We start from the raw sequence: 21,949 nt of genomic DNA, 5'->3' as shown, positions 1-21,949 counted from the left end.
GGTGCGCTGGCGCGACGAGTCGGGTCCTGTCCTGTTCGCGGGCGAGCGCCGCCCCGAGCTGATCACCCAGTTCGAGCGATCCTATGTCCTGTTGGGCGATGCCGATGTGACGCGGGGGGATGGCCTGACGGCGGTGATCGATCCTGCCTTGCCGGAATGGATGGCTGGCACGCTGGCCGATGCCGCCCCTGCGACGGGGCGGTGGTATCTGCAACGACTGGGCGCAGCCTCGGCAGGGGCGGAAAAGCCGGTGCTGATGGCGGCATGGAACGGCCCGACCCAGCGCATGACGAGCATGGGCGGCAGTGTGCTGCCCGGCCTGATCGTCATGAATTTCGAAGGGCGCGGCATTACCGAACCGGATGAGGAAATCCGCGAACGCGCCCTGTGGTTCATCGCCCATGAGGCGGCGCATTTCTGGCTGGGCCAGACGGTGCGCTATGAATTTGCGCGCGATGCTTGGATTACCGAGGGCGGGGCCGATCTGATGGCGGTGCGGGCACTGAAGGCGCGCGATCCGTCCTATAACGACAAGGCCGAGCTTCAGACCGAGATCGACGACTGCGTGAAATATGGCCGCCAACCTATCGCCACGGCAGGGGATCGGGGCGAGCACCGCGCCTATTATGCCTGTGGAGCCGTTTTTGCCATGGCCGCCGAAATGGTCGAACGCCGCAAGAGCGGCGGGGACTTTGTCGATTTCGTACGCCAGTTGGTCAGCGAAAACCGCCGCGACGGGGTGGTGACGGTTCGCGACTGGACCGACCTTTATGTCCGGCGTGGTGGGCGGCCGCAGGACGTGGCCGTGATCCTCGACTTCATCAACAACGGCTCGCGTGACCCGCAGGCGACCGTCGCCGGTATTCTGGCGGGCTGGGATATCGCCCTTGAGGGCGATCGCGTCGTCCTGCGCTGATCAACCCGCCGCGAATGGATAGGGGCTGAGTGACTTGGCCCAGTCATCGACGGCCAGCGGGCGATCGATGGGGGCGGCGGCCCGCTCGGCGCAGGGGTGGCGGTGGCAGAGGCGACAGGCGGGGCCGATGGGGGTGACCTCGGGGTTCTGGAGGTCCAGCCCCTGGGCATAGATCAGGCGGTGCGCGTGCTGCAGCTCGCAGCCCATGCCGATAGCCAGATCCTGCGCCTCGCCGAAGCCGTCGCGGCCCTGACGTTCCACCGTGCGGGCGAAGGTGAACCAGCGACCGCCGGGTTTGCCGTCCTGTTCCGGCGTTTCGATGATCTGGGTGATAATCCGGCCCGGCGTGCGGAAGGCTGAATGCAGCCGCCAGCGCGGACAGGCCCCGCCGAAGCGCGAGAAGGGAAAGGCCCCCGTCGCATAGCGTTTGGAGATATTGCCCGCCTGATCCACCCGCATCAGGAAGAAGGGCACACCCCGTGCCGTGGGGCGCGACAGGGTGGTCAGCCGGTGGGCGACCTGTTCGTATGACACGCCAAACCGTGCGGCCAGACGGTCCAAATCATAGCGCGTTTCCTCCGCCGCCCGATGGAAGGCCGTGTAAGGCATCAGGATGGCGGCGGCCAAGGTATTGGTCATGGCCACTTTCAGCAGGCTGCGCGTGGCCGGATCGGGCGCGCGGGCGGCATCGGCCATGGCGTTGAGGTCGCCACCGTGTTCGGACAGGGCCAGTTGATAGGCCACGGCGAACGCCCGCGAGGACGGGCCGAGACTCTCGCTCAGCAACAGGCGGCGGCGGTGCAGGTCAAAGCGACGCGTCCATTCCACCATCACCTCCGACGGCACGGTGCGGACCGTCAGGCCATGGGCGACGGCCAGCCGCTGGCGGGCGGCGGCCTCGAACCCCTCGGCATGGGGCGGTTGTTCCCGCGCAAGAGTATGTGCCAGTGCCTCGCCCATCTGGTCGAGGTCGGGGAAGTGGTTGCCGCGTGACTGAACGAACTCGCGCACCCAGTCGGCGGGGGCGGCATCGTCCAGCCCCTCGCCATGTTCGGCGGCGGCACGGGCGCGGGCGCGCTGGTCGTCAAAGGCCTGATAGAGGCGCAGCAGGGCGTCGGCCACGGCGGGCGCTTCCTCGATCACCTGCATCAGTTCGTGGCGCGGGGCCGAAACGCCCTTGAACACCGGATCGGCAAGGATTTCGCCCAGACGCGCTTCGTCGATCTCGCCCGCGCGGTTCAGGGTCCGCAGATCGACATCATAGGTTTCGGCCAGCTTCAGCAGCAGTTGCGCCGAGACGGGCCGCTGGTTGCGCTCGATATGGTTCAGATAGGAGGGTGAGACCGACAGGTCCTCGGCCATGGCGGTCTGGGTCAGGCCAAGGTCGCGGCGCAGCCGTTTCAGGCGCGCCCCAAGGAACAGTTTGCGGTCGGCATTATCCTGCATATCGCAGTTAGGTCATAATGTGACTGATTTGGTCAAGTCATATTGTGACTAAGTGACTTCAATATCGGGCCTGTTGCTGTGTCTTTTGTGACTGGCCCGTGTTCTTTGACCTGTGACGCGGCGTTGACCGCACCATCGCAGAGACGAGAACGCACATGACCACCTTCGCTGATCTGGTTCCCGCCCCCAAGGGCCGCTTTGACGGCATCGAGCGCCCCTACACGCCGGAAGACGTCCTGCGTCTGCGCGGCTCCGTGCCGATCACCCACACCCTCGCCGAGCGCGGTGCCAACCGCCTGTGGGAGCTGCTGCACTCTGAGCCCTACATCAACGCTCTGGGTGCCGTGACGGGCAACCAAGCCATGCAGATGGTCCGCGCGGGCCTGAAGGCCATCTATCTGTCGGGCTGGCAGGTTGCTGCCGACGCCAACACCGCCTCGGCCATGTATCCGGACCAGTCGCTGTATCCGGCCAATGCTGCGCCGGAACTGTGCCGCCGCATTAACCGCACCCTGCAACGTGCCGACCAGATCGAGCATGCCGAGGGCGGTGCCAAGCGCGACTGGTTCGCTCCGATCGTGGCCGACGCGGAAGCCGGTTTCGGTGGTCCGCTGAACAGCTTTGAAATCATGAAGGCCTTCATCGAAGCCGGTGCCTCGGGCGTCCACTTCGAGGACCAACTGGCTTCGGAGAAGAAGTGCGGCCACCTGGGCGGCAAGGTTCTGATCCCGACCCAAGCCCACGAGCGCAACCTGATCGCGGCGCGTCTGGCGGCTGACGTCTGCGGCACCCCGACCCTGACGGTGGCCCGCACCGACGCGGAATCGGCCCAGCTGATCACCTCGGACATCGACGAGCGCGACCACCCCTTCATCGACCGCGAGAACCGCACGGCAGAGGGCTTCTTCCGCCTGAAGGAAGGCACCGGCCTCGACCACTGCATCGCGCGCGGCCTGAACTATGCCAAGTACGCCGACCTGCTGTGGTGGGAGACCTCCTACCCGGATCTGGACGACGCCCGTAAGTTCGCGGAAGCCATCCAGAAGAAGTATCCGGGCAAGCTGATGGCCTACAACTGCTCGCCGTCCTTCAACTGGAAGGCCAAACTGGATGACGAGACCATCGCCAAATTCCAGCGTGAGCTGGGGGCCATGGGCTACAAGTTCCAGTTCGTGACTCTGGCCGGTTTCCACAGCCTGAACAACGGCATGTTCGAACTGGCTTCGGGTTACCGCGACCGTGGCATGGCTGCCTATTCGGAGTTGCAACAGCGCGAGTTCGCCAACGAGGCTTCGGGCTACACCGCGACCCGTCACCAGCGCGAAGTCGGCACCGGCTATTTCGACGATGTCGCCACCGTCATCTCGCAAGGCCAGTCCTCGACCACGGCCCTGAAGGACTCCACCGAAACGGCCCAATTCCACGCCGCCTAATCCCCCGCGGAGCCGGCACCGTCCGGCTCCACACTTCCTGCGAAGGAGAGACTTTGATGACCACCTACACCAGCCCCCGCGCGATCATCGACTACTGCCTCGCGCCGCTTGAACTTGATGCGGGTGCAGACACGACGCAGGAAGTGCGCCGCCGTCTGGAACACGTCATCAAGACCTTTCAGGCCAAGGCCAGCGCCCCGCTGAGCGTGGACTTCTCCGCCATGCCCAGTCAGGTGATCAACGAAGCCGCGCACGGCTACGAGTAAATCCGCCGCTCATAGCTGTGTTTCGGTCAGCCCGCCTGAGAGATCAGGCGGGCTGATTGTTGTGGGTCAGGTTGTAGGTCAGCTCCAGCATCTGGGCGACGTTGAACGGCTTGGCCAGATGGGCATCGGCGCCCGCTTCCAGCGAGGCTGCAATATGCTCGGGCATGGCATTGGCGGTCAGCATGATCAGCGGCGTGCGACCACGCCCGCGCTCGGCTTCCATACGCCGGATTTCCCGTGTAGCGGCCAAGCCGTCCATGACGGGCATCTGCATGTCCATCAGCACCAGATCAAATCGGCTGGCCGCCACGGCCTCGACCGCTTCCTTGCCGTTCTCGACTTCGACCAGCTGGATGTTGTTGGCGTCCAGGATGAGTTGGACAACGCGGCGATTGGTGGCGTTGTCATCGGCCAGCAGAATACGCAGCGCCTGTCCTTGCTCGGGCGTATTGAGCTGTTGGGCCGTTTTGTTGATGCTCTCGTCGACCAGGTTTTCTCGCTTTGGAAGCGGAGCGTTGATGGGGGGGAGGGGCACGACGAAGGTGAACGTCGAGCCTTTTCCGGGCTGGCTTGTGGCGCTCAATTTACCGCCCATCAGCTCAGCCAACTCCGCGCAGATGGCGAGGCCAAAGCCGGAGCCCCCAAAGCGGCGCGTGTGCTGGTCATCGGCCTGCCAGAACCGCTCGAAGATCCTTGAGGCATTGGCGCTATCGAAGCCGATGCCGGTGTCTTCCACGCGGATCGTCACCTGATCGGCGTTTCGGGTGACCGAGAGGGATATCTCGCCACGGTCCGTAAATTTTACGGCGTTGGAGAGCAGGTTGTTCAAGATCTGGCGGGTGGCCTTGGCATCACCTGTGGCCCAGCTGCCGACATTGGGGTCGAACCGGTATTTGAACGTAATGCCCTTTTCGTGGGCCGCATTGGCCCACAGCTGCTGGGTTTCATTCAAGGTGCAGGCCAGATCGAACGGGGCCTTCTCGATCTTCATTCCGCCTGACTCGATACGGGCCAGATCGAGAATGTCGCTAAGCAGGGTTTGCAGTGTCCGGCTGGAGCTTCCGATCATCTGGACCATTTCGGCCTGACGCGGGTCGAGATCGGATCGTGACAGCGCATCGGTCACCGCGATGATCCCGTTCAGTGGCGTGCGGATTTCATGGCTCATCGTGGCCAGAAATGTCGTCTTGGACGCACTCGCACTACGGGCGCGCTCAAGCGCCTCGGCCAGCTCGGCTTCATGGTTTTTTTCGTCGGTGATGTCCGAGGTGATCGTCACCATGCCGCTGTTGGGCAGGCGGCGGTTCCAAAGCCGGATCCAGCGCTTGCCGTCATACGATTGAAGGACCCAGTCACCTGGTCCGCGCTCTTTGAGGCGCTGCTCGAGCCATTTCGGGTCATGCGCGCTTCCGGGAGGGAAGAGGCTCGCCTTCATGCCAGCCTTGAGCGCTTCGGAATATTCCATGCCCCATTTCAGTTTGTGGGCATTGGGACCAGCCAAATTGGCATAGTGCCTGCTCCACAGCAGCAGGCGGTCGCGATCGTCGTAGAGCGCAAGGCCGATGGGCAGGGCATTGATGGCGCTAACGAGGTTTTTCATGAACCGCCGCTGGCCATTCCATAGATGGGCCGCGAACAGGGTCCCGCCGGTCGCCAGACTGACGAAAACCGCGATCATCCATGCGACATAGAGGGGGACGCCGCCGTTAAAGGGCACGGCACCCGCGATGGCCATTTCATAGCCGTGCAATATCGACAGGCTGCCCAGCCCGCCGAGCGCGGAGGCGCACATAACCTGCTGGACCGGCGTGCCCCGTAGCAGAGCGATGGACACAAGTCCCAGGTTCAGCGGAACCGCAAAGACGAAGGTGATGGTCCGCGCATCAAAGGCCCAGCTTCCGGCCTGTGTGAAGGCCAGTACCGCCAGCGTTATGGAGGCCAGATTGCTGAAGGTGAGGGCGCAGACCGTGATCGTCGCGATGCGTATCGGATGATCTGTCTTGCGGCGAAAGATGTGGCTGCGCAGCACGGATACGCAGGCCACCGTCAGGATCGCCTGACCCAGCGCTAGCAGCCAAGGATTGGCGCTAGCTTGAAGATCGGGTTGCACCTGCAGGATCGGAATGAGCCAGAGCGCGTGAGACAGTACAGTCATCACCGAGAAGCCGAACATTCGCCGTTCGGATGTCGGCCTGTTGCGCACAAGAAGAACCGCCAGCATGGCCAAACAAAAGGCGGCAAATATGCTGCTGGCAGAAAGCCACATCTGCATTGGTGGCAGATGGACGCTCAGCTGCGTACCCCGACTCATCACACTGCCTCCCACTCGCGGAACAACGTTATGCTTAAAATGGGGTGGCGTATAGCGGCGCTTCTTCTCGATCGCCTGTCGTGCCTTTGTTGCAGGGGTGTGCGACAAGGCGGAGAACAGCCAGAGACTTCGCGGAACCCCATGAGTTACGAACCGAACCAGTCGCCTGTCGCCCCGATGGCGTCGTCCCGCTTGTGGACGGCAGGGGCCAGCGGTGGGCTGGCCGTTATCATCATGCTGGTGATTGCTGTGCTGCAGCCCGCCGTGGCGGTGTGGATGGTGCTGGGTTCGCTTGCAGTCGCCTTCACCACCTGGTTCGTGAATCGTGCGCCGATCAGCGTGGACACGGCCGAGGCGGGCACCACGGGGACCGATGTGGAACTGCCTACGGATGGCGGTCTGCTGGCCGATGCGTTCGAGGTCAGTCACGACCCGATGCTGATCATCGCGGGCGGCGAGGCCGACGATATCGCGGGGCGCCGCATTGTGCGGGCCAACGCGGCGGCACGTGAAGTTTTGCCGATTGGCTCAGCCGGAGGGCTTTTGGTCGCGGTCATCCGCGAACCCTTCGTGCTGGAGGCCGTGGACGATGCGTTGTTCACGGGCGAGGTGTCGCGCGTCGACTATCTGGCGGGCGGCTCGCAGGACCGCCACTGGCGGGCGCAGGTCCATCCTCTGCCGGTGCGCGAGATCAACGGCCAGCAGGAGCGGATGGTCCTGTTGACCCTCAAGGACGAAACCGACCTGCGTCGCAGCGAGAAGATGCGCGTCGATTTCTTGGCCAATGCCAGCCATGAGCTGCGTACGCCGCTGGCATCGCTGTCGGGCTTCATCGAAACCCTGAAGGGCCACGCCAAGGATGACCCCAAGGCGCGTGACCGCTTTTTGGATATCATGTCCGCGCAGGCCGACCGGATGAGCCGTCTGGTCGCGGACCTGCTGTCACTTTCCCGCATCGAACTGAACGAGCACATCGCGCCCGCCGGACGGGTCGATCTGGCGCGGGCGACGTCCGACGTTCTGGATGCGGTCAGTGTCCTGTCGCGCGAGCGTTCGGTGACGATCAACGCCGATCTCGGCGTCGGTGGTGCCGATGTGATCGGCGAGCGCGACGAGATTTTGCAGGTGGTGCAGAACCTCATCGACAATGCGCTCAAATATTCATCCGAAGGCGGTGCCATCGAGGTCGTCATCGAGCGCGACTTGACGGTGGACGATGTCTTCCAGTCGCGACTGGCTGACAGCACGCGTCTGTCGCTGGTCACGCCGGACCGCGAGCAGGGCGCGCGCTATGTCGCTGTGACCGTGCGCGACCATGGGCCGGGTATGGCGCGTGAACACCTGCCGCGTCTGACGGACAGATTCTACCGGGTCGAAGGACAAAAAAGCGGCGAGCGGCAGGGCACTGGACTTGGTTTGGCCATAGTGCGTCACATTGTCATTCGCCACCGCGGCGTACTTTCTGTGGAAAGTGCGATGGGATCAGGCGCTTTATTTGCGGCTGCCTTCCCTATAGCCCCGCAAAGACCTCAGGCCCTTCCGGAACGATTGGAAGAAATCTTATAGATTTTAAAGACTTCGCATTATTCTTGCGGTTGTCTTGGGGCGGGATTGTGTCTCGCGGCGTGTGTAACAGAACTGTCATGCATCCGTCTTAATCCGCTCGCCTTTCGCGGGCAGGTTCTGCCCCGAATTGAGGCCCGTCCTGCGTGGGTCGAAATCTAAGTTTCTGCGGATCTGAATGACCTGGATTTTCGTGATTTTCATGGCTGTGTTCGCCGTGCTGTCCTACTGGGGCGGTGCGCGACTGGCCGTGCGCCGTAGCCAGGGCCAAAAGGCCCATTCGCGTCCGCAACAACACGGCCGCTATGCCCTGATCGGCGTTCTGGCCCCGTGTCTGGCTGTCTTGATCCTTGGCGGTGTTTTCTCGGCCCCGATCGAGCGCCAGCTCGTTACGGCCGGTGCTCCGGCGGCTGTCGAACAGCTGGAGCCGCTGCGCCGTCAGGCGTTCGAGGCCGATGCCCGCCGCGTGGGGCAGGGCGATACCCCGCACCAGATCTGGACGGCCCCCTATGCCGAACTGCTGGCCAGCGAAGGCGGCCGCATCCACAACATCCATAACGCCTTGCAATGGGGCGGTATGACTGCAGCCATTCTTGCGGCTATTCTGGGCGCTGTTTTTGTGGCGATCCGCATCCGTCCGCAGCTCCGCGCGCGCAACAAGGTCGAGGCCTGGATTGTCGGTGTGCTGCTCGCCTGTGCCGCAGTGGCGGTTCTGACGACGGTCGGCATCATCTTCTCGCTGGTCTACGATTCCCTGCGCTTCTTCAGCATGGTGTCGGTGTTCGACTTCCTGTTCGGCACCCAGTGGAGCCCGCAGATGGCCATCCGCGCCGATCAGGTCGGCTCGACCGGTGCCTTTGGCGCTGTGCCGCTGTTCGCCGGTACCTTCCTGATCATGCTGATCGCCATGGCGGTGGCGGCTCCGGTCGGTCTGTTCTCGGCCATCTATCTTTCGGAATATGCCAGCAAGACCACCCGCGCGGTTGTGAAGCCGCTGCTGGAGGTGCTGGCCGGTGTTCCGACCGTGGTTTACGGCTTCTTTGCCGCCCTGACGGTCGGTCCGGCGCTGCGCGTCTTCTTCAACAACATCGGCAATATGCTGATTGGCGGTCCGCTGGACGGTCTGGGCCAATACCTGTCGCTGGTTCAGAACCAGATGGCACTGGTGGCGGGCTGCGTCATGGGCATCATGTTGATCCCGTTCGTGTCGTCGCTGTCGGATGATATCATGAACTCGGTGCCGCAGTCGCTGCGTGACGGCTCCTATGCCATGGGCGCGACTAAGTCCGAGACGGTGAAGAAGGTTCTTCTGCCGGCCGCCCTGCCGGGTATTGCCGGTGCCATGCTTCTGGCCATGTCGCGTGCGATTGGCGAGACCATGATCGTGACCATGGCCGCAGGTCTGGCCGCAAAGCTGACGCTGAACCCGCTGGAAACCGTCACCACGGTCACCGTCCAGATCGTCACCCTTCTGACGGGTGACCAGGAGTTCAACAGCCCCAAGACCCTCGCCGCCTTTGGTCTGGGCTTGACCCTGTTCGTGGTCACGCTCGCCCTCAACATCGTCGCCATGCGTATCGTGCAAGCCTATCGTGAGCAGTATGACTGACGCCGTTTCCCAAACCGGCGCCGTGAGCGCCCGCACGCAAAAGCTTCAGGCGCGCCTGAAGAGCCGCTACGCGCGTGAAGCCCGTTTCAAATGGGCAGGGCGCGGGGCCATTGCTGTGGCTCTGGTGTTTCTGGCTGTGCTGCTCGGCAGCATTGTCATGCAGGGCTATACGGCCTTCTACGCCCATACGGTGACCCTGCCGGTCTATATGGATCCGGCCCGTATCGACCGCGCCTATCCGCAAGGCGCGAACTATGAGCTGATGGTCGCCGAGCAGCAGCTGGCCCGCATGGGCGTGGTGGATGATGCCGACGGCACCAAGGCCGATGCCATGCGTAAGCTGCTGTCGTCGGAACTGAAATTCATCTCTGCGGACCGTATCCGCTCGCAGCCGGGCCTGATCGGCAAGACCCTGCCCATCGCATCGCCGCTGTCGGACGATGCCGAGATGTACCTCAAGGGCAAGATCACCCGCGCCACCCCCGAGGACCAGCGCCGCGTCAGCAACCAGCAGATGGAATGGCTGGATGCGATGAAGAAGGACGGCGTCATCCGCGCCCACTTCAACACCGCCATGTTCACCAATGGCGACTCGACCCAGCCGGAACTGGCGGGCGTGTTGGGCGCGGTCATCGGCTCGGCCCTGATGCTGATGGTCACCGCCATCATCGCCATTCCCGTGGGCGTTTTCGCCGCCGTGTGGCTTGAGGAATATGCCCCGCGCAACAAGCTGACGGCCATTATCGAGGTGAACATCAACAACCTCGCCGCCGTGCCGTCGATTGTTTACGGCCTGCTGGGTCTGGCGCTGTTCATCAACTTCCTGCACCTGCCGCGTGCAAGCCCGATGGTGGGGGGGCTGGTTCTGGCGCTCATGGCGCTGCCGACCATCATCATCGCCACGCGCTCGGCGCTGAAGGCAGTGCCGCCGTCAATCCGCGAGGCTGCCCTCGCCATGGGTGCCAGCCGCACCCAGACCGTGTTCCAGCACGTTCTGCCGCTGGCCATGCCGGGCGTGATGACCGGATCGATCATCGCCATGGCGCACGCGCTGGGCGAGACGGCCCCGCTGCTGCTGATCGGCATGATCAGCTTCGTGCCGGGTATTACGGCGGCCATTGATGCGCCCGCCGGTGCCCTGCCGTCCCTTATCTATATCTGGGAGAATGCCTCGGAGCGCGCGTTCCACGAACGGACCGCTGCGGCCATCCTTGTCCTTCTCGCCTTCATGATCGTCATGAACGCCGCCGCCATTGTTGTGCGTCGTCGCTTCGAACGTCGGTGGTAATGTCTATGAGCTCCAAGATCACCCGTGCACCGGAAGGCCTGTCGGCCGGTAACAGCTCGGCTCCGGCCATGTCGTCGGCAGCAGCGCTGGGCGATTCCGCCCGCGCCCCGCTGGGCCCGATCAAGATTTCGGCCAAGGACATCAAGGTCTTCTACGGCGAGAAACAGGCCCTGCATGGCGTTAGCCTCGACATCCCCGACAAGGCCGTCACCGCCCTGATCGGCCCGTCGGGCTGTGGCAAGTCCACCTTCCTGCGGACGCTGAACCGCATGAACGATACCGTCCCCGGCGCGCGCGTCGAGGGCCGTATCGAGATGGATGGCATGGACATCAACGACAAGAAGATCGACCCCGTGCTGCTTCGCGCACAGGTCGGCATGGTGTTCCAGAAGCCCAATCCCTTCCCGAAGTCGATCTTCGAGAACGTGGCCTATGGCCCGAAAATCCATGGCCTCGCGTCGTCCAAGTCGGAACTGGAAGATATCGTCCAGTCGGCGCTGAAGCGTGCCGGTCTGTGGGATGAAGTGGCCGACCGCCTGCACGCGCCGGGGACCGGCCTGTCGGGTGGCCAGCAGCAGCGTCTGGTCATCGCCCGCGCCATCGCGGTCGAGCCGGAAGTCATCCTGATGGACGAGCCTTGCTCGGCACTGGACCCGATTGCTACCGCCAAGATCGAAGAGCTGATCGACGAACTGCGCGAGCGCTACTGCATCGTCATCGTCACCCACTCGATGGCGCAGGCCGCCCGCGTGTCCCAGCGCACCGCCTTCTTCCACATGGGCAACATCGTGGAAACGGGCGACACCGAAGACATCTTTACCAACCCCCGCGAGCGTCGCACGCTCGACTACATCACCGGACGTTTCGGTTAAGGTCGATATGAACCAGCACACCGTCAAAGCCTATGGCGACGAACTGAACCAGCTGACGGCGGAAGTCGTCCGTATGGGCGGCTTGGCCGAGGCTCAGGTCGCGGACGCCATCGAATCCGTCGCACGCCGCGATGTGGCACTGGCCCGCGCCGTGATCGAACGCGATGCCAAGCTGGATGCCCTGCACCACGACATCGAAAAAAAGGCCATCCGCCTGATCGCCCTGCGCCAGCCGGTGGCCAGCGACCTGCGCCGCACGCTGGGCGCGATCAAGCTGGCCTCGGACCTCGAGCGCACGGGTGACCTCGCCAAGAACATTGGCAAGCGCGCCCTGATCCTCGCCGAGGGCGAGCCGATGCAGGTGCTGACCCGCTCGATCGAGCGCATGGGCCGACTGGTGTCCAACCGCCTGCGCGACGTGCTGGACGCCTATACGGCCTCGGAGGTCGAGCGCGCCATGAGCGTGTGGCAGACCGACGACGAGGTGGACGAGCACTACAACGCGCTCTTCCGCGAGCTGCTGACCTATATGATGGGCGACCCGCGCACCATCACGGCCTGTACCCACCTGCTGTTCATGGCCAAGAACCTTGAGCGCATCGGGGACCACGCGACCAATATCGCCGAGGCCGTCTATTACGAGATCACCGGCGAGGACATGATGGGCGAGCGCCCGCGTGCCGTGCCCGCACCGGGGGAGGAGGCATCGCCCACCCCGACGGTCTCGACCGACCCGAACGCCGACGACTGACCTTGCCGTTGAACTGACGTCTCACGAACCGGAGAGCCAGCCATGCAGCCCTACATACTGGTGTTGGAAGACGAGGACGCCCTGTCCACCCTGCTTCAGTACAATCTGGAGAAGGAAGGCTATGAGGTGGCCATCGCTGGTGACGGCGAGGAAGGCTGGCTGATGATCGAGGAGCGCCAGCCCGATCTGATCCTGCTGGACTGGATGCTGCCGAAACTGTCGGGCATCGAACTGTGCCGCCGCATCCGCGCCAAGTCGGAAACCCGCAACCTGCCGATCATCATGCTGACCGCGCGGGGCGAGGAAACCGACCGCGTGCGCGGGCTGGATACCGGTGCGGACGACTACATGACCAAGCCGTTCTCGATGACCGAGCTGACGGCGCGTATGCGGGCCGTGCTGCGCCGCCTTCGCCCAGGTCTGGCCGATGATCGTGTGAACCACGCCGATATCATCATGGACCGCGTGGCCCACCGCGTCTCGCGCGCGGGCAAGGAAATCCACCTCGGCCCGACGGAGTTCCGCCTGCTGGACCACTTCCTGAAGCACCCGGGCCGCGTCTTCAGCCGCGAACAGCTTCTGGATGCCGTCTGGGGCTCGGACGTCTATGTCGAGGCCCGCACCGTGGATGTCCACGTCGGCCGTCTCCGCAAGGCCCTGAATGTGGACGGCACGGTCAATCCGATCCGCACCGTCCGTTCGGCAGGCTATTCGCTCGATCTGAACAACTAGGCGATCTCGCGCCGGATTGTGAGGCGACAGATTCTCGCATAGCGTGCCTTTCAGGGAGGAATGCTATGCGAGCCTATCGCCATGTTGGCCTGTTGATCGGGATGTCGGTGGTTTTCGCTTCGGCGGCCGCCCACGCCCAGACTGTGGCGCAGTTCTTGGAGACGGCAGACCGAATTCCCCGCAATCCCAGTGCCATGTTGCACCCGGGGTTCAGGCGATTGCGCGGTCAGCTTTCGGATAGTTTCAGAACCATCCGGCAGGAACAAAATGCGAGGGTGGCTCGGTCGCAGCCGCGCACAATATGCTTGCCGGACAGTGTGCCAATCGAGCCGCAGGCCCTGCTCAATCGCTTTAATGCCATTCCTCCGGCTCGTCGGGATATGACGGTGACCCAAGCGGTTAGGGAATGGATGGCAGAGCGCTATCCGTGCTGATCGCAGATCGAATCTGACCATTAAAAAAGGGGCGCTGTGGCCGAAGCCGCAGCGCCCTTTATTGTTTATGCGACAGCCTTAGTGGCGGCTGGCGGCGGCGTCTGCGTCGGCGGCCACCACTTCGCTCGGGTCGATGATGTAGTCGGTCGAGCAGTATTCGCAGTTCGCGTGGATCTTGCCGTCGTCTTCGAGCATGTCGTTACGGTCTTCTTCCGAGAAGGACTGAAGCACGGTGACGATACGCTCGCGCGAGCAGCGGCAGTGGGCGATCAGCGGGGTCGGGCCTTCCAGACGCACGCCGTCCTCGTGGAACAGGCGATAGAGCAGGGTCTCCGGCGTGATGGTCGGATCGACCAGCTCGTCGTCGGTCAGGGTGGCGAACAGGGCGCGGGTGCGCTCCCACACTTCCTCGGTCGAACCACGGGCTTCGTCGCCAGCGATGACCTGGATCAGTGCGCCACCGGCACGCCATTGGGTGCCTTCGTCGGTGGTGATCTGGCCAACGGCGAGGTTCACCTTGGTCGGAATCTGTTCGGACTGCACGAAATAGTGCTCGGCGCAGGACGACAGGCTGTCACCCTCGATGGGGGTCATGCCCTGCGTACGCTCGAAGTCCGGACCACGGTCCAGCGTCATGATGAAGATGCCCTTGCCCAGAAGCTCTTCGGCACCGGGGCGGGCGTTCTTTTCGCAAGCGGCGGCCAGTTCGCCTTCGTCGTAGCGGCAGAAGCCGCGCATGGTGCCATCGGTGCCATAGTCGGCCAGCACATAGCGCACGGGGCCGTCGCCTTGGGCCTGAACCAGCAGGCGGCCTTCAAACTTCAGCGCCGAGCCGACCAGAGCGGCCAGCGCGCACGCTTCGCCCAACAGGTTGGCGACAGGGGCAGGATAGTCGTGCGACGACAGAATGGTGTCGATAGCCTTGCCCATCCGAACCAGACGGCCGCGCACCGGCCAGCCGTCGATCTGGAAAGCCGCGGCCAGATCATCATGCAGGGCATTGATAGGGGCGGTAACGTCGGTCACTTTGGGTCCTGAAAAAACTGAACGGTCTTGAAGCCGCGCAACATAGGGATGCGCAGGGCGTTTTGTAAGGGGCAGGGGACAGGTGCATGGTTGCACGGCTCCCGCCCGATTGTTGTTTGTTATTGCTGCAGTGCACGAAAATCGGGAACTCCTTCGTTCGCAAACCGCTGAATCGCGCAGGAACCCATAGATCATCAGAAGGTAGGCATGTTCGAGGATAAGACCCTGACCGAAGACATCGTCGCGGAAATCCGTAAGCACCCGGGTATCGTCGGCGGCACTGTCGCTATTCTTGCAGGCGTCGGTTTCGCGACCCTTTTCCTGCGCCAACGCACCGGCCCGCGCCGTTATGAAGTGATCCGCGATCGTCTGGACCCGCGCGTGTGGGCCGACGAACTGTCGCTGGGCGAGCGGCTGGGCAGCTTTGGCCGCCGTGTGCGCGACGATGCCGCCGATGTGGCCGACGTGACCCGTGACCGCGCCGCCGATTTTGGCGAGCGCGCGCGCGACTTTGGCCATGATCTGGGCGACCACGCCCGCGATCTGGGCGATCGTGCACGTGACCTTGCGGACGAGGCCCGCGACCGCTTCGACCGCTGGCGTGGCAAGCGCGGCCGTCGTCGCCAACAGCGCGCCTTTATGAACGCCACGCGTGATGCGGCCAGCAATGCCCGCGATTTCGCGCAGGATCACGCCCGCGAGGGTGCGGCCCTGCTGACGGTGGCTCTGATTGCCGCCGCCATCGGTGCCATCGCTTTGGAAAACCGCAAAGTCAGCGGCGAGTGATCACCTGACGCACCGTCTTGGAAAATTCATGCGTCTGAGGGGGCTTAATGCCCCCTTTTTATTGCTGCACTTGCGAAGCTGAGCTAGTTGCGAGGCATGACCTCGCCCAACACTGCTTCGCCCGTATTCGTGTTCGATTTCGATTCGACTCTGGTTCGGATCGAGACGTTGGAGGCTCTTGCCGAGCTTTCACTCGCTGCTGCGCCTGATGCCGATGAGCGCAAGGCGAAGATTGCCGAACTGACCGAAAAGGCCATGGGCGGTGAGCTGGGCTTCGGCGAAGCGTTGAAGGCGCGTCTTGAGCTGCTGGGTCTTCGCAAGGAACACGTCGAAGCGCTGGCCGACCGTATTCTGGACGAGGCCACTGTTTCGGTGCGCCGCAACGTCGATTTCTTCGAGCGCAACGCCGACCGCATCTACATCCTGTCGGGTGGCTTTACCGAGATCATCGCCCCGCTGGCGGATCGTCTGGGCGTGGCGCGTGACCACATCCTGGCCAACGACCTTGTCTATGATGACGAGGGCCGCGTGACCGGTGTGGACGAGGCCAATCCGCTGGCCCGCGAAAACGGCAAGCCGACCGTCATCAACAGCCTGAACCTTGAGCGCCCCATCGTCATGGTCGGCGACGGCTGGAACGATGCCGAGGTCAAGCTGTCGGGGGCTGCCGACCGTTTCTATGCCTTCACCGAAATCGTCACCCGTCCCAAGGTGGTCGAGGTGGCCGATGCCGTCGCTAGCTCCATGGACGAGCTGCTCTATGCCGAGGGCGTACCGGGCCGCTGGTCGTATCCGCGCAGCCGCATCAAGATGCTGTTGTTGGAGAACGTTCACCCCGCCGCCGTCGAGCGTCTGGAAGAGGCGGGCTATACCGTCGAGACGATGAAGGGCGCTCTGGATGAAGACGACCTGATCGAAGCGATCAAGGGCGTCCATGTTCTGGGCATCCGTTCCAAGACCACGGTGACCAAGCGCGTTCTGGAACACGCCGACCGCCTGATGGCGGTGGCCGCCTTCTGCATCGGCACCAACCAGATCGATCTGGACGCCTGTGCCGACAAGGGCATCGCCGTGTTCAACGCGCCCTATTCCAACACCCGTTCGGTGGTGGAACTGGCCCTGGGTCTGATGATCGTCATGATGCGCGATGTCGCCGACAAGTCGCGCCAGATGCACAAGGGCGTGTGGAACAAGTCCGCGACCGGATCGCGCGAAGTGCGCGGCAAGACGCTGGGCATCGTCGGCTATGGCGCTATCGGCAGCCAGCTGTCGGTGCTGGCCGAGAACCTCGGCATGCGCGTGCTGTTCTATGATCTGAACGAGCGTCTGGCGCTGGGCAACGCCCGCCGCGTCCGCAAGCTGGACGATCTGCTGGCCGAGGCCGACGTGGTGACCCTGCACGTCGATGGCCGCAAGGAGAACGCCAAGCTGTTCGGCGCGGACCAGTTCGCCAAGATGAAGAAGGGAGCGCTGTTCCTCAATCTGGCGCGCGGCCACATCGTCGATGTCGATGCTATGGCCGAGGCCGTGAAGTCGGGTCATCTGGGCGGTGTCGCCGTGGACGTCTTCCCCGAAGAGCCGCGCACCAACTCCGACCCGTTCGAAAGCCCGCTGATCGGCCTCGACAAGGTCATCCTGACCCCGCACGTCGGCGGCTCGACCGAAGAGGCGCAGGAAGCCATCGCCGAGTTCGCAGCCGAGCGCCTGCTGAACTATCTGAACCGTGGCGATACGACCTTCTGCGTGAACCTGCCGAACGTGCAGCTGTCGGAAGTCAGCCTCGCACACCGCCTGCTGCACATTCACAAGAACCAGCCGGGCGTTCTGGCCGAACTGAACAAGGGCCTGTCGGAAGCGGGTCTGAACATCCTCGGCCAGCACCTCAAGACCGACGAGCGCACCGGCTATGTCATCATCGACGTGGATCGCCACTATGACATCGAGGCCGTCAAACGCCTCAAGCTGATCCCCGGCACGGTGAAGTTCCGCATGTTGCACTAATGCTTGTGTTGTGACCGGAAATCGCTCCCAAGGCGATTTTTGACGTAACGCTGTATTGTAATCGCCACAAACGGGCGCATCCTCCCCTGATTACAGCCACGCAAATGATGGCTGACGGGAGGATAATATGAAGGCTTTGATGACGGGCGCTGCGTCGGCAGCGCTGGCTGTGGCATTGACTGTGTCTGCAGGGGCGGCCTCGGCCCAGTCCTATGACCGTCTTGTCGTTCTGGGTGACAGTCTTTCGGACAATGGCAACCTATACGGCGCGACGCAGGGCGCGCAGCCCACATCTCCGCCTTACTGGCAGGGCCGTTTCTCGGATGGCCGCACCTTTGCCGAGCAACTGGGCTTTACGACCGCGAATTTCAGCGGCCCAGTGACGGGCAGTATCAATCTGGCCTTCGGCGGTGCCCGCACGGACGCCCAGACCATGCCGCCCGGTATGCAGGTCCAGCTGGCCAGCTATCTGCAGCGCGGTGGCCGTTTCGGCAGCGGCGATCTGGTCAGTGTGCTGGGCGGGGCCAACAACATCTTCCAGGGCCTGCCGGTGGCGGGGGCGTCGACCAACCCGACAGCCTCTATCGCGGCGGTGTCCAAGTCGGCGGCCAATGATGTTTCTGGCATCGTCGGCTCCATCGCTCAGGCAGGGGCGGGGACGATTGTGGTGACCAATCTGCCGCGCCTCAGCATTACGCCCCAGTTCCGCGGGACGGCTGCGGCCCCTCTGGCCGACTATGCGGTGACCCAGTTCAACTCGGCCCTGGCGACCAATCTGGCCAGCGTGGCGGCGGCGAACGCCAACACCAACATCATTCAGGTGGACTTGTTGGCGACCGGAGATGCGCTGGCCGCCAACCCCGAGGCCTTCGGGATCAAGAATGCGACGGGGGCCTGTTTCAACGGAGTGACGGTCTGTTCCAACCCCAATGAGTATTTCTATTTCGATGGCGTCCACCCGACGACCAAGGGCCATTCGCTGATGGCGGCCATGGTCGAGGACTACATCTATTACGGCACCTTCGGCACGCGAATGGCAGTGCTGGGCGAAACCTCGTGGCGTCACCGCGAGGACGATCTGGACGAGGCGACGCGCCTGCTGTCCACCCGCGAAGGGTGGGGCGAGGGCACCCGCATCGCCATGAGCGCCTTTGCCAGCAGCGCAAGCGTTGATGCGCGCGGTGTCATCGGCGAGACGGACACCGAGGGCTATGGTGTTCGTCTGGCGCTGGAAACCGGCAATGAGACGTGGCGCTTTGGTCTAGCCGGCGGTCTGCGCCAGTCCGAACTGGATGCCGGCGTGGTGAAGGCCGACATCGATAACTACAGCCTCGACATCTATGGCGCGTGGCGTTCGGACAATGTCTTCATCAACGCCGCTGGCGGTGTCGCGACCGATGACTATGACGATGTGCAGCGTCTGACGGCTCTGGCTCCGCTGGTGCATACCTCCTCGGCGCGGGGGCAGTCCTATGGTGCCCGCGTGCAGGGCGGCATGTGGTTCGAGAGCGGCAGTCTGTCGATCTCGCCGCGCGCCGCCGTCGCATGGGTGAACACCAATGTGGACGAGTTCTTCGAGGCCGGTCCGGTGGCCGACTATCTGTACGCTGACCGCACCTTGTCGGCGGTGACGGGCGAGATCACCGTGCGCGTCGAACATTCGACCGACCGCACCCAGATCTTCGCGGAAGGCGGCTGGCGCGATGTGCTGAGCGACAGCAGCGATGACGCCCGCACCCGTATCTATGGCAACACCGCCCATGTGCTGGGCCAGCAGGTCGATCTGCCGTTCGGCTCGCAAGGTCTGGCCACGGTCGGCTTGCAAACCCAGCTGGGTGAGCGGGCCCGTGTGGAGCTGGCCTATCGCGGTCGGTTCGGCAGCGACTTCAGCAGCCACAATGGCGGCATCCGGTTGAGCTATAACTTCTGACGACGCTCAAAGTCTGACGACAACGGCCAGCGAGGGGAGACCTTCGCTGGCCGTTGATCGTTTCGGAAGGATTACAGCCATTTAATATTCACCGCCCTGACGGCTGGGTGCGTGGCTGCTACCGTCGGGCTCTAGACGACTGGAGGTTCAATGGCGGCGGTTCTGGAGCTGACGAATGTCAGCAAAAACTATGGAAGCTTTCAGGCCGTACGGAACCTGAGTTTCAGCGTCGAAAAGGGCGCGATCTGCGGCTTTCTCGGTCCGAACGGGGCGGGCAAGACCTCGACCATCCGTATGATTCTTGGCCTTCAGGCGGCGTCCTCGGGACGGCTGATGGTGCTGGGCGCGGACGATGGCCGCAAGGTGCGCGACCGTATCGGTTTCCTGCCCGAAGAGCGCGGCCTGTATAAAAAGATGACGCCCGTCGAGGCGATTGCCTATCTCGGCTCGCTCAAGGGGCTTCCGGCGTCCGAAGGGGCCAAGCGCGCCCGCGACATGCTGGAGCAGATGGGTCTTGGCGACGCCCAGAAAAAGAAGATGAAGGACCTGTCCAAGGGCATGGCCCAGAAGGTCCAGCTGATTGCCTCGGTGGTACATCGTCCCGAGTTCGTCATTCTGGACGAACCCTTCTCGGGCCTCGATCCCATGAACCAGCAGGGGCTGGAAGAGATGATCCGCGCCTTGGCCGCCAATGGGGCAACGGTGCTGTTCTCGACCCACGTCATGCAGCACGCCGAGCGCCTTTGCGACAAGGTGGTTTTGCTGGCCCGTGGACAAAAGGCCTTTGAGGGCACGGTGGACGAGGCCAAGGCGACCTCGCCGCGCTACCTCGAGATCGAGGGGGCGCTGGACATGATGTCGGTGGCGGCCCTGCCGGGGGTGACGGGGCTGGAACTGGTGTCGCAGGTTGGTGATGTGCTGACCCTCAAGGCGGGCCTTAACCCGACCGTAGAGGCGCAGGAGACGCTGCGCGCCGCCTTTATGAGCCATCTGGACGTGCGCCGCTTCCAACTGCGCGAGCCGTCGCTGCACGATGCCTTCATTTCCCTGACCGGAACCAATCCGGATGACGACCAACGACAGACTGTGGCCGATGCCGCGGAGGTGACCCGATGAACCGCGCGCTCCTGATCGCCCGACGTGAGATCATGGCCTATGTGAAGACGGTCGGCTTCTGGCTGTCCTTGCTCAGCCTGCCGTTCTTTGCGGTGCTGGGCGGGTTTGTGCCGGTGCTGATGAAACGGGCCGAGCCGGTCAGCGCCTATGTGCTGGTCGATGAAAGCGGTGGCCAACTGGCCGATGCCGTCCGTGACAGCTTCGAGCGCGAATACCAGCGTGAGGCCATGTCAGGGCTGGCAATGGCCGCCGTGGGCGAGGCTGGCATCAATGGCCGCGACAAGGTGCGCGAGGCCACCAACACGGGCGGCTATGAGGCCGGTCTGGCCGAGTTGAAAGTCGTCGCCCCGCGCGCCGGTGCCAACTACAAGCCGCCGCGCCGTGATGCGGTGGAACTGGCCGCTCCGGCGGAACTGGCTGCGGCCGCAACGCCGGATGCCCGCGATGCGCTGGCCCGCGAATGGGTCGGCGAGGATCGCACGCTGGAAGGACAGGAACTGTCGGCGGTGGTGATTCTGGCCAAGGACGCCGATGGCGCGCCGACCTCACGTATCTGGAGCCGCCGTGCGGGCAATAATCCGTTGGAAAGCCGCGTGCGCGATGCCCTGTCGGATTCCTATCGCCGCGAGATTCTGGGCGCGGCGGGCATCGACCATGCACTGGTGCAGAAGGCGGACGACTTCCGCCCCGAGGTGAACCTGCTGTCGCCGCGTGCGGCCTCGGGCGGCAAGGTCAGCCTGCGCGACCGCCTGCCGTCGCTGATTGGCGTGATGTGCGGCTTCATCATGTGGTCGCTGGTCCTGACGGGGGCCACCATGCTGATGAATGGCGTGATGGAAGAGAAGTCGAACAAGATCCTCGAGGTCCTGCTGTCGTCCGTCACATCCACCGAACTGCTGGTGGGCAAGGTGCTGGGCGTGGCCATCCTGACCCTGACGGTCATGGGGGGCTGGACCCTCATCAGCGCCGTGGGCCTCAGCATCGCCCTGCCGGATGTGGCGCGCGATGTCGGCGCGGTCATGATGGCCAATGGGCTGTGGCTGTATCTGTTGCTGTATCTGGTGGGGGGCTATCTGATGTATGCGGTGCTGTTTGCCGCCATCGGGGCCTTCTGCGAGACGCCGCGTGATGCCCAGACCCTGATGGGTCCGGTGATGATGGCGCTGATGGTGCCGCTGCTGTTCATGCAGCTGGCGATCCGCTCGCCCGACGCGCTGCTGCTTAAGATTCTGAGCTTCATCCCGCCGTTCACCCCCTTCATCATGTCGGCCCGCGCCCCCAGCCAGCCGCCGCTGGTCGAGATCGTGCTCAGTCTGGTGGTGATGTTCGCCTTTGCCGTGCTGATGATCTGGCTGTCGGCCCGCGCCTTCCGTGCAGGGGCCATGTCGGACACCAAGCTGTCGTGGAAGTCCTTCCTGCAGGGCATCCGCGGCCACTAGGGGCTGTATTCCCAACGTCGAAAGGCGGGC

General features: G+C 63.6%; 16 protein-coding genes and 2 pseudogenes. 15 read left to right on the top strand and 3 right to left on the bottom strand.

What is annotated here, in order from left to right; all coding sequences use genetic code 11:
* Positions 1 to 916 (top strand): annotated as a pseudogene (locus Q0Y42_RS07275) (M1 family aminopeptidase); the annotation flags it as partial.
* Here the strand turns inward: Q0Y42_RS07275 and Q0Y42_RS07270 are convergent.
* Positions 917 to 2,362 carry a helix-turn-helix transcriptional regulator gene (locus Q0Y42_RS07270; protein WP_297801791.1) on the bottom strand — a complete coding sequence of 482 codons (1,446 nt, stop codon included), beginning with the start codon at positions 2,360 to 2,362 and terminating at the stop codon, positions 917 to 919.
* 155 nt (positions 2,363 to 2,517) lie between these two features.
* Here Q0Y42_RS07270 and aceA point away from each other — a divergent pair, with 155 nt between their 5' ends.
* Both aceA and Q0Y42_RS07260 read left to right on the top strand, forming a co-directional pair.
* A complete protein-coding gene (gene aceA / locus Q0Y42_RS07265; protein WP_297801789.1) occupies positions 2,518 to 3,795 on the top strand; it encodes an isocitrate lyase in 1,278 nt (425 codons plus the stop codon).
* A 56-nt stretch (positions 3,796 to 3,851) separates the two neighbouring features.
* Entirely contained in the window at positions 3,852 to 4,061 is a 210-nt protein-coding gene (locus Q0Y42_RS07260) for a hypothetical protein (protein WP_292051001.1), read from the top strand.
* A 43-nt stretch (positions 4,062 to 4,104) separates the two neighbouring features.
* On the opposite strand, the gene Q0Y42_RS07255 is transcribed toward Q0Y42_RS07260, so the two are convergent.
* Positions 4,105 to 6,216, bottom strand: a complete 2,112-nt coding sequence (locus tag Q0Y42_RS07255; RefSeq protein WP_297801786.1) for an ATP-binding protein — start codon at positions 6,214 to 6,216, stop codon at positions 4,105 to 4,107.
* Between the two features lie 297 nt (positions 6,217 to 6,513).
* Here Q0Y42_RS07255 and Q0Y42_RS07250 point away from each other — a divergent pair, with 297 nt between their 5' ends.
* The 6 genes from Q0Y42_RS07250 to phoB all read left to right on the top strand — a co-directional run bounded on the left by Q0Y42_RS07250 (position 6,514) and on the right by phoB (position 13,187).
* Entirely contained in the window at positions 6,514 to 7,938 is a 1,425-nt protein-coding gene (locus Q0Y42_RS07250) for an ATP-binding protein (protein WP_297801784.1), read from the top strand.
* Between the two features lie 175 nt (positions 7,939 to 8,113).
* Positions 8,114 to 9,544: a phosphate ABC transporter permease subunit PstC gene (gene pstC, locus Q0Y42_RS07245; RefSeq protein ID WP_297801782.1), complete on the top strand. Its 1,431-nt coding sequence runs from the start codon at positions 8,114 to 8,116 to the stop codon at positions 9,542 to 9,544.
* Positions 9,537 to 10,832, top strand: a complete 1,296-nt coding sequence (gene pstA / locus Q0Y42_RS07240) for a phosphate ABC transporter permease PstA (protein WP_297801780.1) — start codon at positions 9,537 to 9,539, stop codon at positions 10,830 to 10,832. The genes pstC and pstA overlap by 8 nt, the downstream gene beginning before the upstream one ends.
* Before the next feature lie 68 nt (positions 10,833 to 10,900).
* On the top strand, positions 10,901 to 11,704 hold the full coding sequence (gene pstB / locus Q0Y42_RS07235; protein WP_297801799.1) for a phosphate ABC transporter ATP-binding protein PstB: 804 nt from the start codon (positions 10,901 to 10,903) through the stop codon (positions 11,702 to 11,704).
* 7 nt (positions 11,705 to 11,711) lie between these two features.
* Positions 11,712 to 12,455: a phosphate signaling complex protein PhoU gene (gene phoU, locus Q0Y42_RS07230; protein WP_297801778.1), complete on the top strand. Its 744-nt coding sequence runs from the start codon at positions 11,712 to 11,714 to the stop codon at positions 12,453 to 12,455.
* A gap of 42 nt (positions 12,456 to 12,497) precedes the next feature.
* On the top strand, positions 12,498 to 13,187 hold the full coding sequence (gene phoB, locus Q0Y42_RS07225; protein WP_297801776.1) for a phosphate regulon transcriptional regulator PhoB: 690 nt from the start codon (positions 12,498 to 12,500) through the stop codon (positions 13,185 to 13,187).
* A gap of 512 nt (positions 13,188 to 13,699) precedes the next feature.
* Here phoB and Q0Y42_RS07220 read toward each other — a convergent pair.
* Positions 13,700 to 14,647, bottom strand: a complete 948-nt coding sequence (locus Q0Y42_RS07220; RefSeq protein ID WP_297801774.1) for an Hsp33 family molecular chaperone — start codon at positions 14,645 to 14,647, stop codon at positions 13,700 to 13,702.
* 207 nt (positions 14,648 to 14,854) lie between these two features.
* Between Q0Y42_RS07220 and Q0Y42_RS07215 the strand changes: the two genes are divergently transcribed.
* The 6 genes and pseudogenes from Q0Y42_RS07215 to Q0Y42_RS07195 all read left to right on the top strand — a co-directional run bounded on the left by Q0Y42_RS07215 (position 14,855) and on the right by Q0Y42_RS07195 (position 21,919).
* A complete protein-coding gene (locus Q0Y42_RS07215) occupies positions 14,855 to 15,433 on the top strand; it encodes a hypothetical protein (RefSeq protein ID WP_297801772.1) in 579 nt (192 codons plus the stop codon).
* Between the two features lie 96 nt (positions 15,434 to 15,529).
* Positions 15,530 to 16,069 (top strand): annotated as a pseudogene (locus tag Q0Y42_RS14050) (HAD-IB family phosphatase); the annotation flags it as partial.
* A gap of 108 nt (positions 16,070 to 16,177) precedes the next feature.
* Entirely contained in the window at positions 16,178 to 17,434 is a 1,257-nt protein-coding gene (gene serA, locus Q0Y42_RS07210) for a phosphoglycerate dehydrogenase (protein WP_366108164.1), read from the top strand.
* Positions 17,435 to 17,561: 127 nt separating this feature from the next.
* On the top strand, positions 17,562 to 19,364 hold the full coding sequence (locus Q0Y42_RS07205; RefSeq protein ID WP_297801748.1) for an autotransporter domain-containing protein: 1,803 nt from the start codon (positions 17,562 to 17,564) through the stop codon (positions 19,362 to 19,364).
* Positions 19,365 to 19,514: 150 nt separating this feature from the next.
* Entirely contained in the window at positions 19,515 to 20,480 is a 966-nt protein-coding gene (locus Q0Y42_RS07200) for an ATP-binding cassette domain-containing protein (protein WP_297801746.1), read from the top strand.
* Positions 20,477 to 21,919 carry an ABC transporter permease gene (locus Q0Y42_RS07195; protein WP_297801744.1) on the top strand — a complete coding sequence of 481 codons (1,443 nt, stop codon included), beginning with the start codon at positions 20,477 to 20,479 and terminating at the stop codon, positions 21,917 to 21,919. Before Q0Y42_RS07200 ends, Q0Y42_RS07195 begins: the two co-directional genes overlap by 4 nt.
* The last annotated feature ends 30 nt before the right edge of the window (positions 21,920 to 21,949 follow it).

This window comes from uncultured Brevundimonas sp. (assembly GCF_947305955.1).
Classification (GTDB): Bacteria; Pseudomonadota; Alphaproteobacteria; order Caulobacterales; family Caulobacteraceae; genus Brevundimonas.
Note: the sequence above shows the minus strand (reverse complement) of the source record. Positions and strands in the feature narration are given on the sequence as shown.

Bases quoted from the DNA above. Each gene is read 5' to 3' on its own strand.
- Q0Y42_RS07200 (WP_297801746.1), top strand. From the start codon at position 19,515: ATGGCGGCGGTTCTGGAGCTGACGAATGTCAGCAAAAACTATGGAAGC.
- pstA (WP_297801780.1), top strand. From the start codon at position 9,537: ATGACTGACGCCGTTTCCCAAACCGGCGCCGTGAGCGCCCGCACGCAA.
- Q0Y42_RS07255 (WP_297801786.1), bottom strand. From the start codon at position 6,216: ATGACTGTACTGTCTCACGCGCTCTGGCTCATTCCGATCCTGCAGGTG.
- Q0Y42_RS07270 (WP_297801791.1), bottom strand. From the start codon at position 2,362: ATGCAGGATAATGCCGACCGCAAACTGTTCCTTGGGGCGCGCCTGAAA.
- pstB (WP_297801799.1), top strand. From the start codon at position 10,901: ATGTCGTCGGCAGCAGCGCTGGGCGATTCCGCCCGCGCCCCGCTGGGC.
- phoB (WP_297801776.1), top strand. From the start codon at position 12,498: ATGCAGCCCTACATACTGGTGTTGGAAGACGAGGACGCCCTGTCCACC.
- aceA (WP_297801789.1), top strand. From the start codon at position 2,518: ATGACCACCTTCGCTGATCTGGTTCCCGCCCCCAAGGGCCGCTTTGAC.
- Q0Y42_RS07250 (WP_297801784.1), top strand. From the start codon at position 6,514: ATGAGTTACGAACCGAACCAGTCGCCTGTCGCCCCGATGGCGTCGTCC.
- Q0Y42_RS07215 (WP_297801772.1), top strand. From the start codon at position 14,855: ATGTTCGAGGATAAGACCCTGACCGAAGACATCGTCGCGGAAATCCGT.
- serA (WP_366108164.1), top strand. From the start codon at position 16,178: ATGGACGAGCTGCTCTATGCCGAGGGCGTACCGGGCCGCTGGTCGTAT.
- Q0Y42_RS07195 (WP_297801744.1), top strand. From the start codon at position 20,477: ATGAACCGCGCGCTCCTGATCGCCCGACGTGAGATCATGGCCTATGTG.
- Q0Y42_RS07205 (WP_297801748.1), top strand. From the start codon at position 17,562: ATGAAGGCTTTGATGACGGGCGCTGCGTCGGCAGCGCTGGCTGTGGCA.
- pstC (WP_297801782.1), top strand. From the start codon at position 8,114: ATGACCTGGATTTTCGTGATTTTCATGGCTGTGTTCGCCGTGCTGTCC.
- Q0Y42_RS07260 (WP_292051001.1), top strand. From the start codon at position 3,852: ATGACCACCTACACCAGCCCCCGCGCGATCATCGACTACTGCCTCGCG.
- phoU (WP_297801778.1), top strand. From the start codon at position 11,712: ATGAACCAGCACACCGTCAAAGCCTATGGCGACGAACTGAACCAGCTG.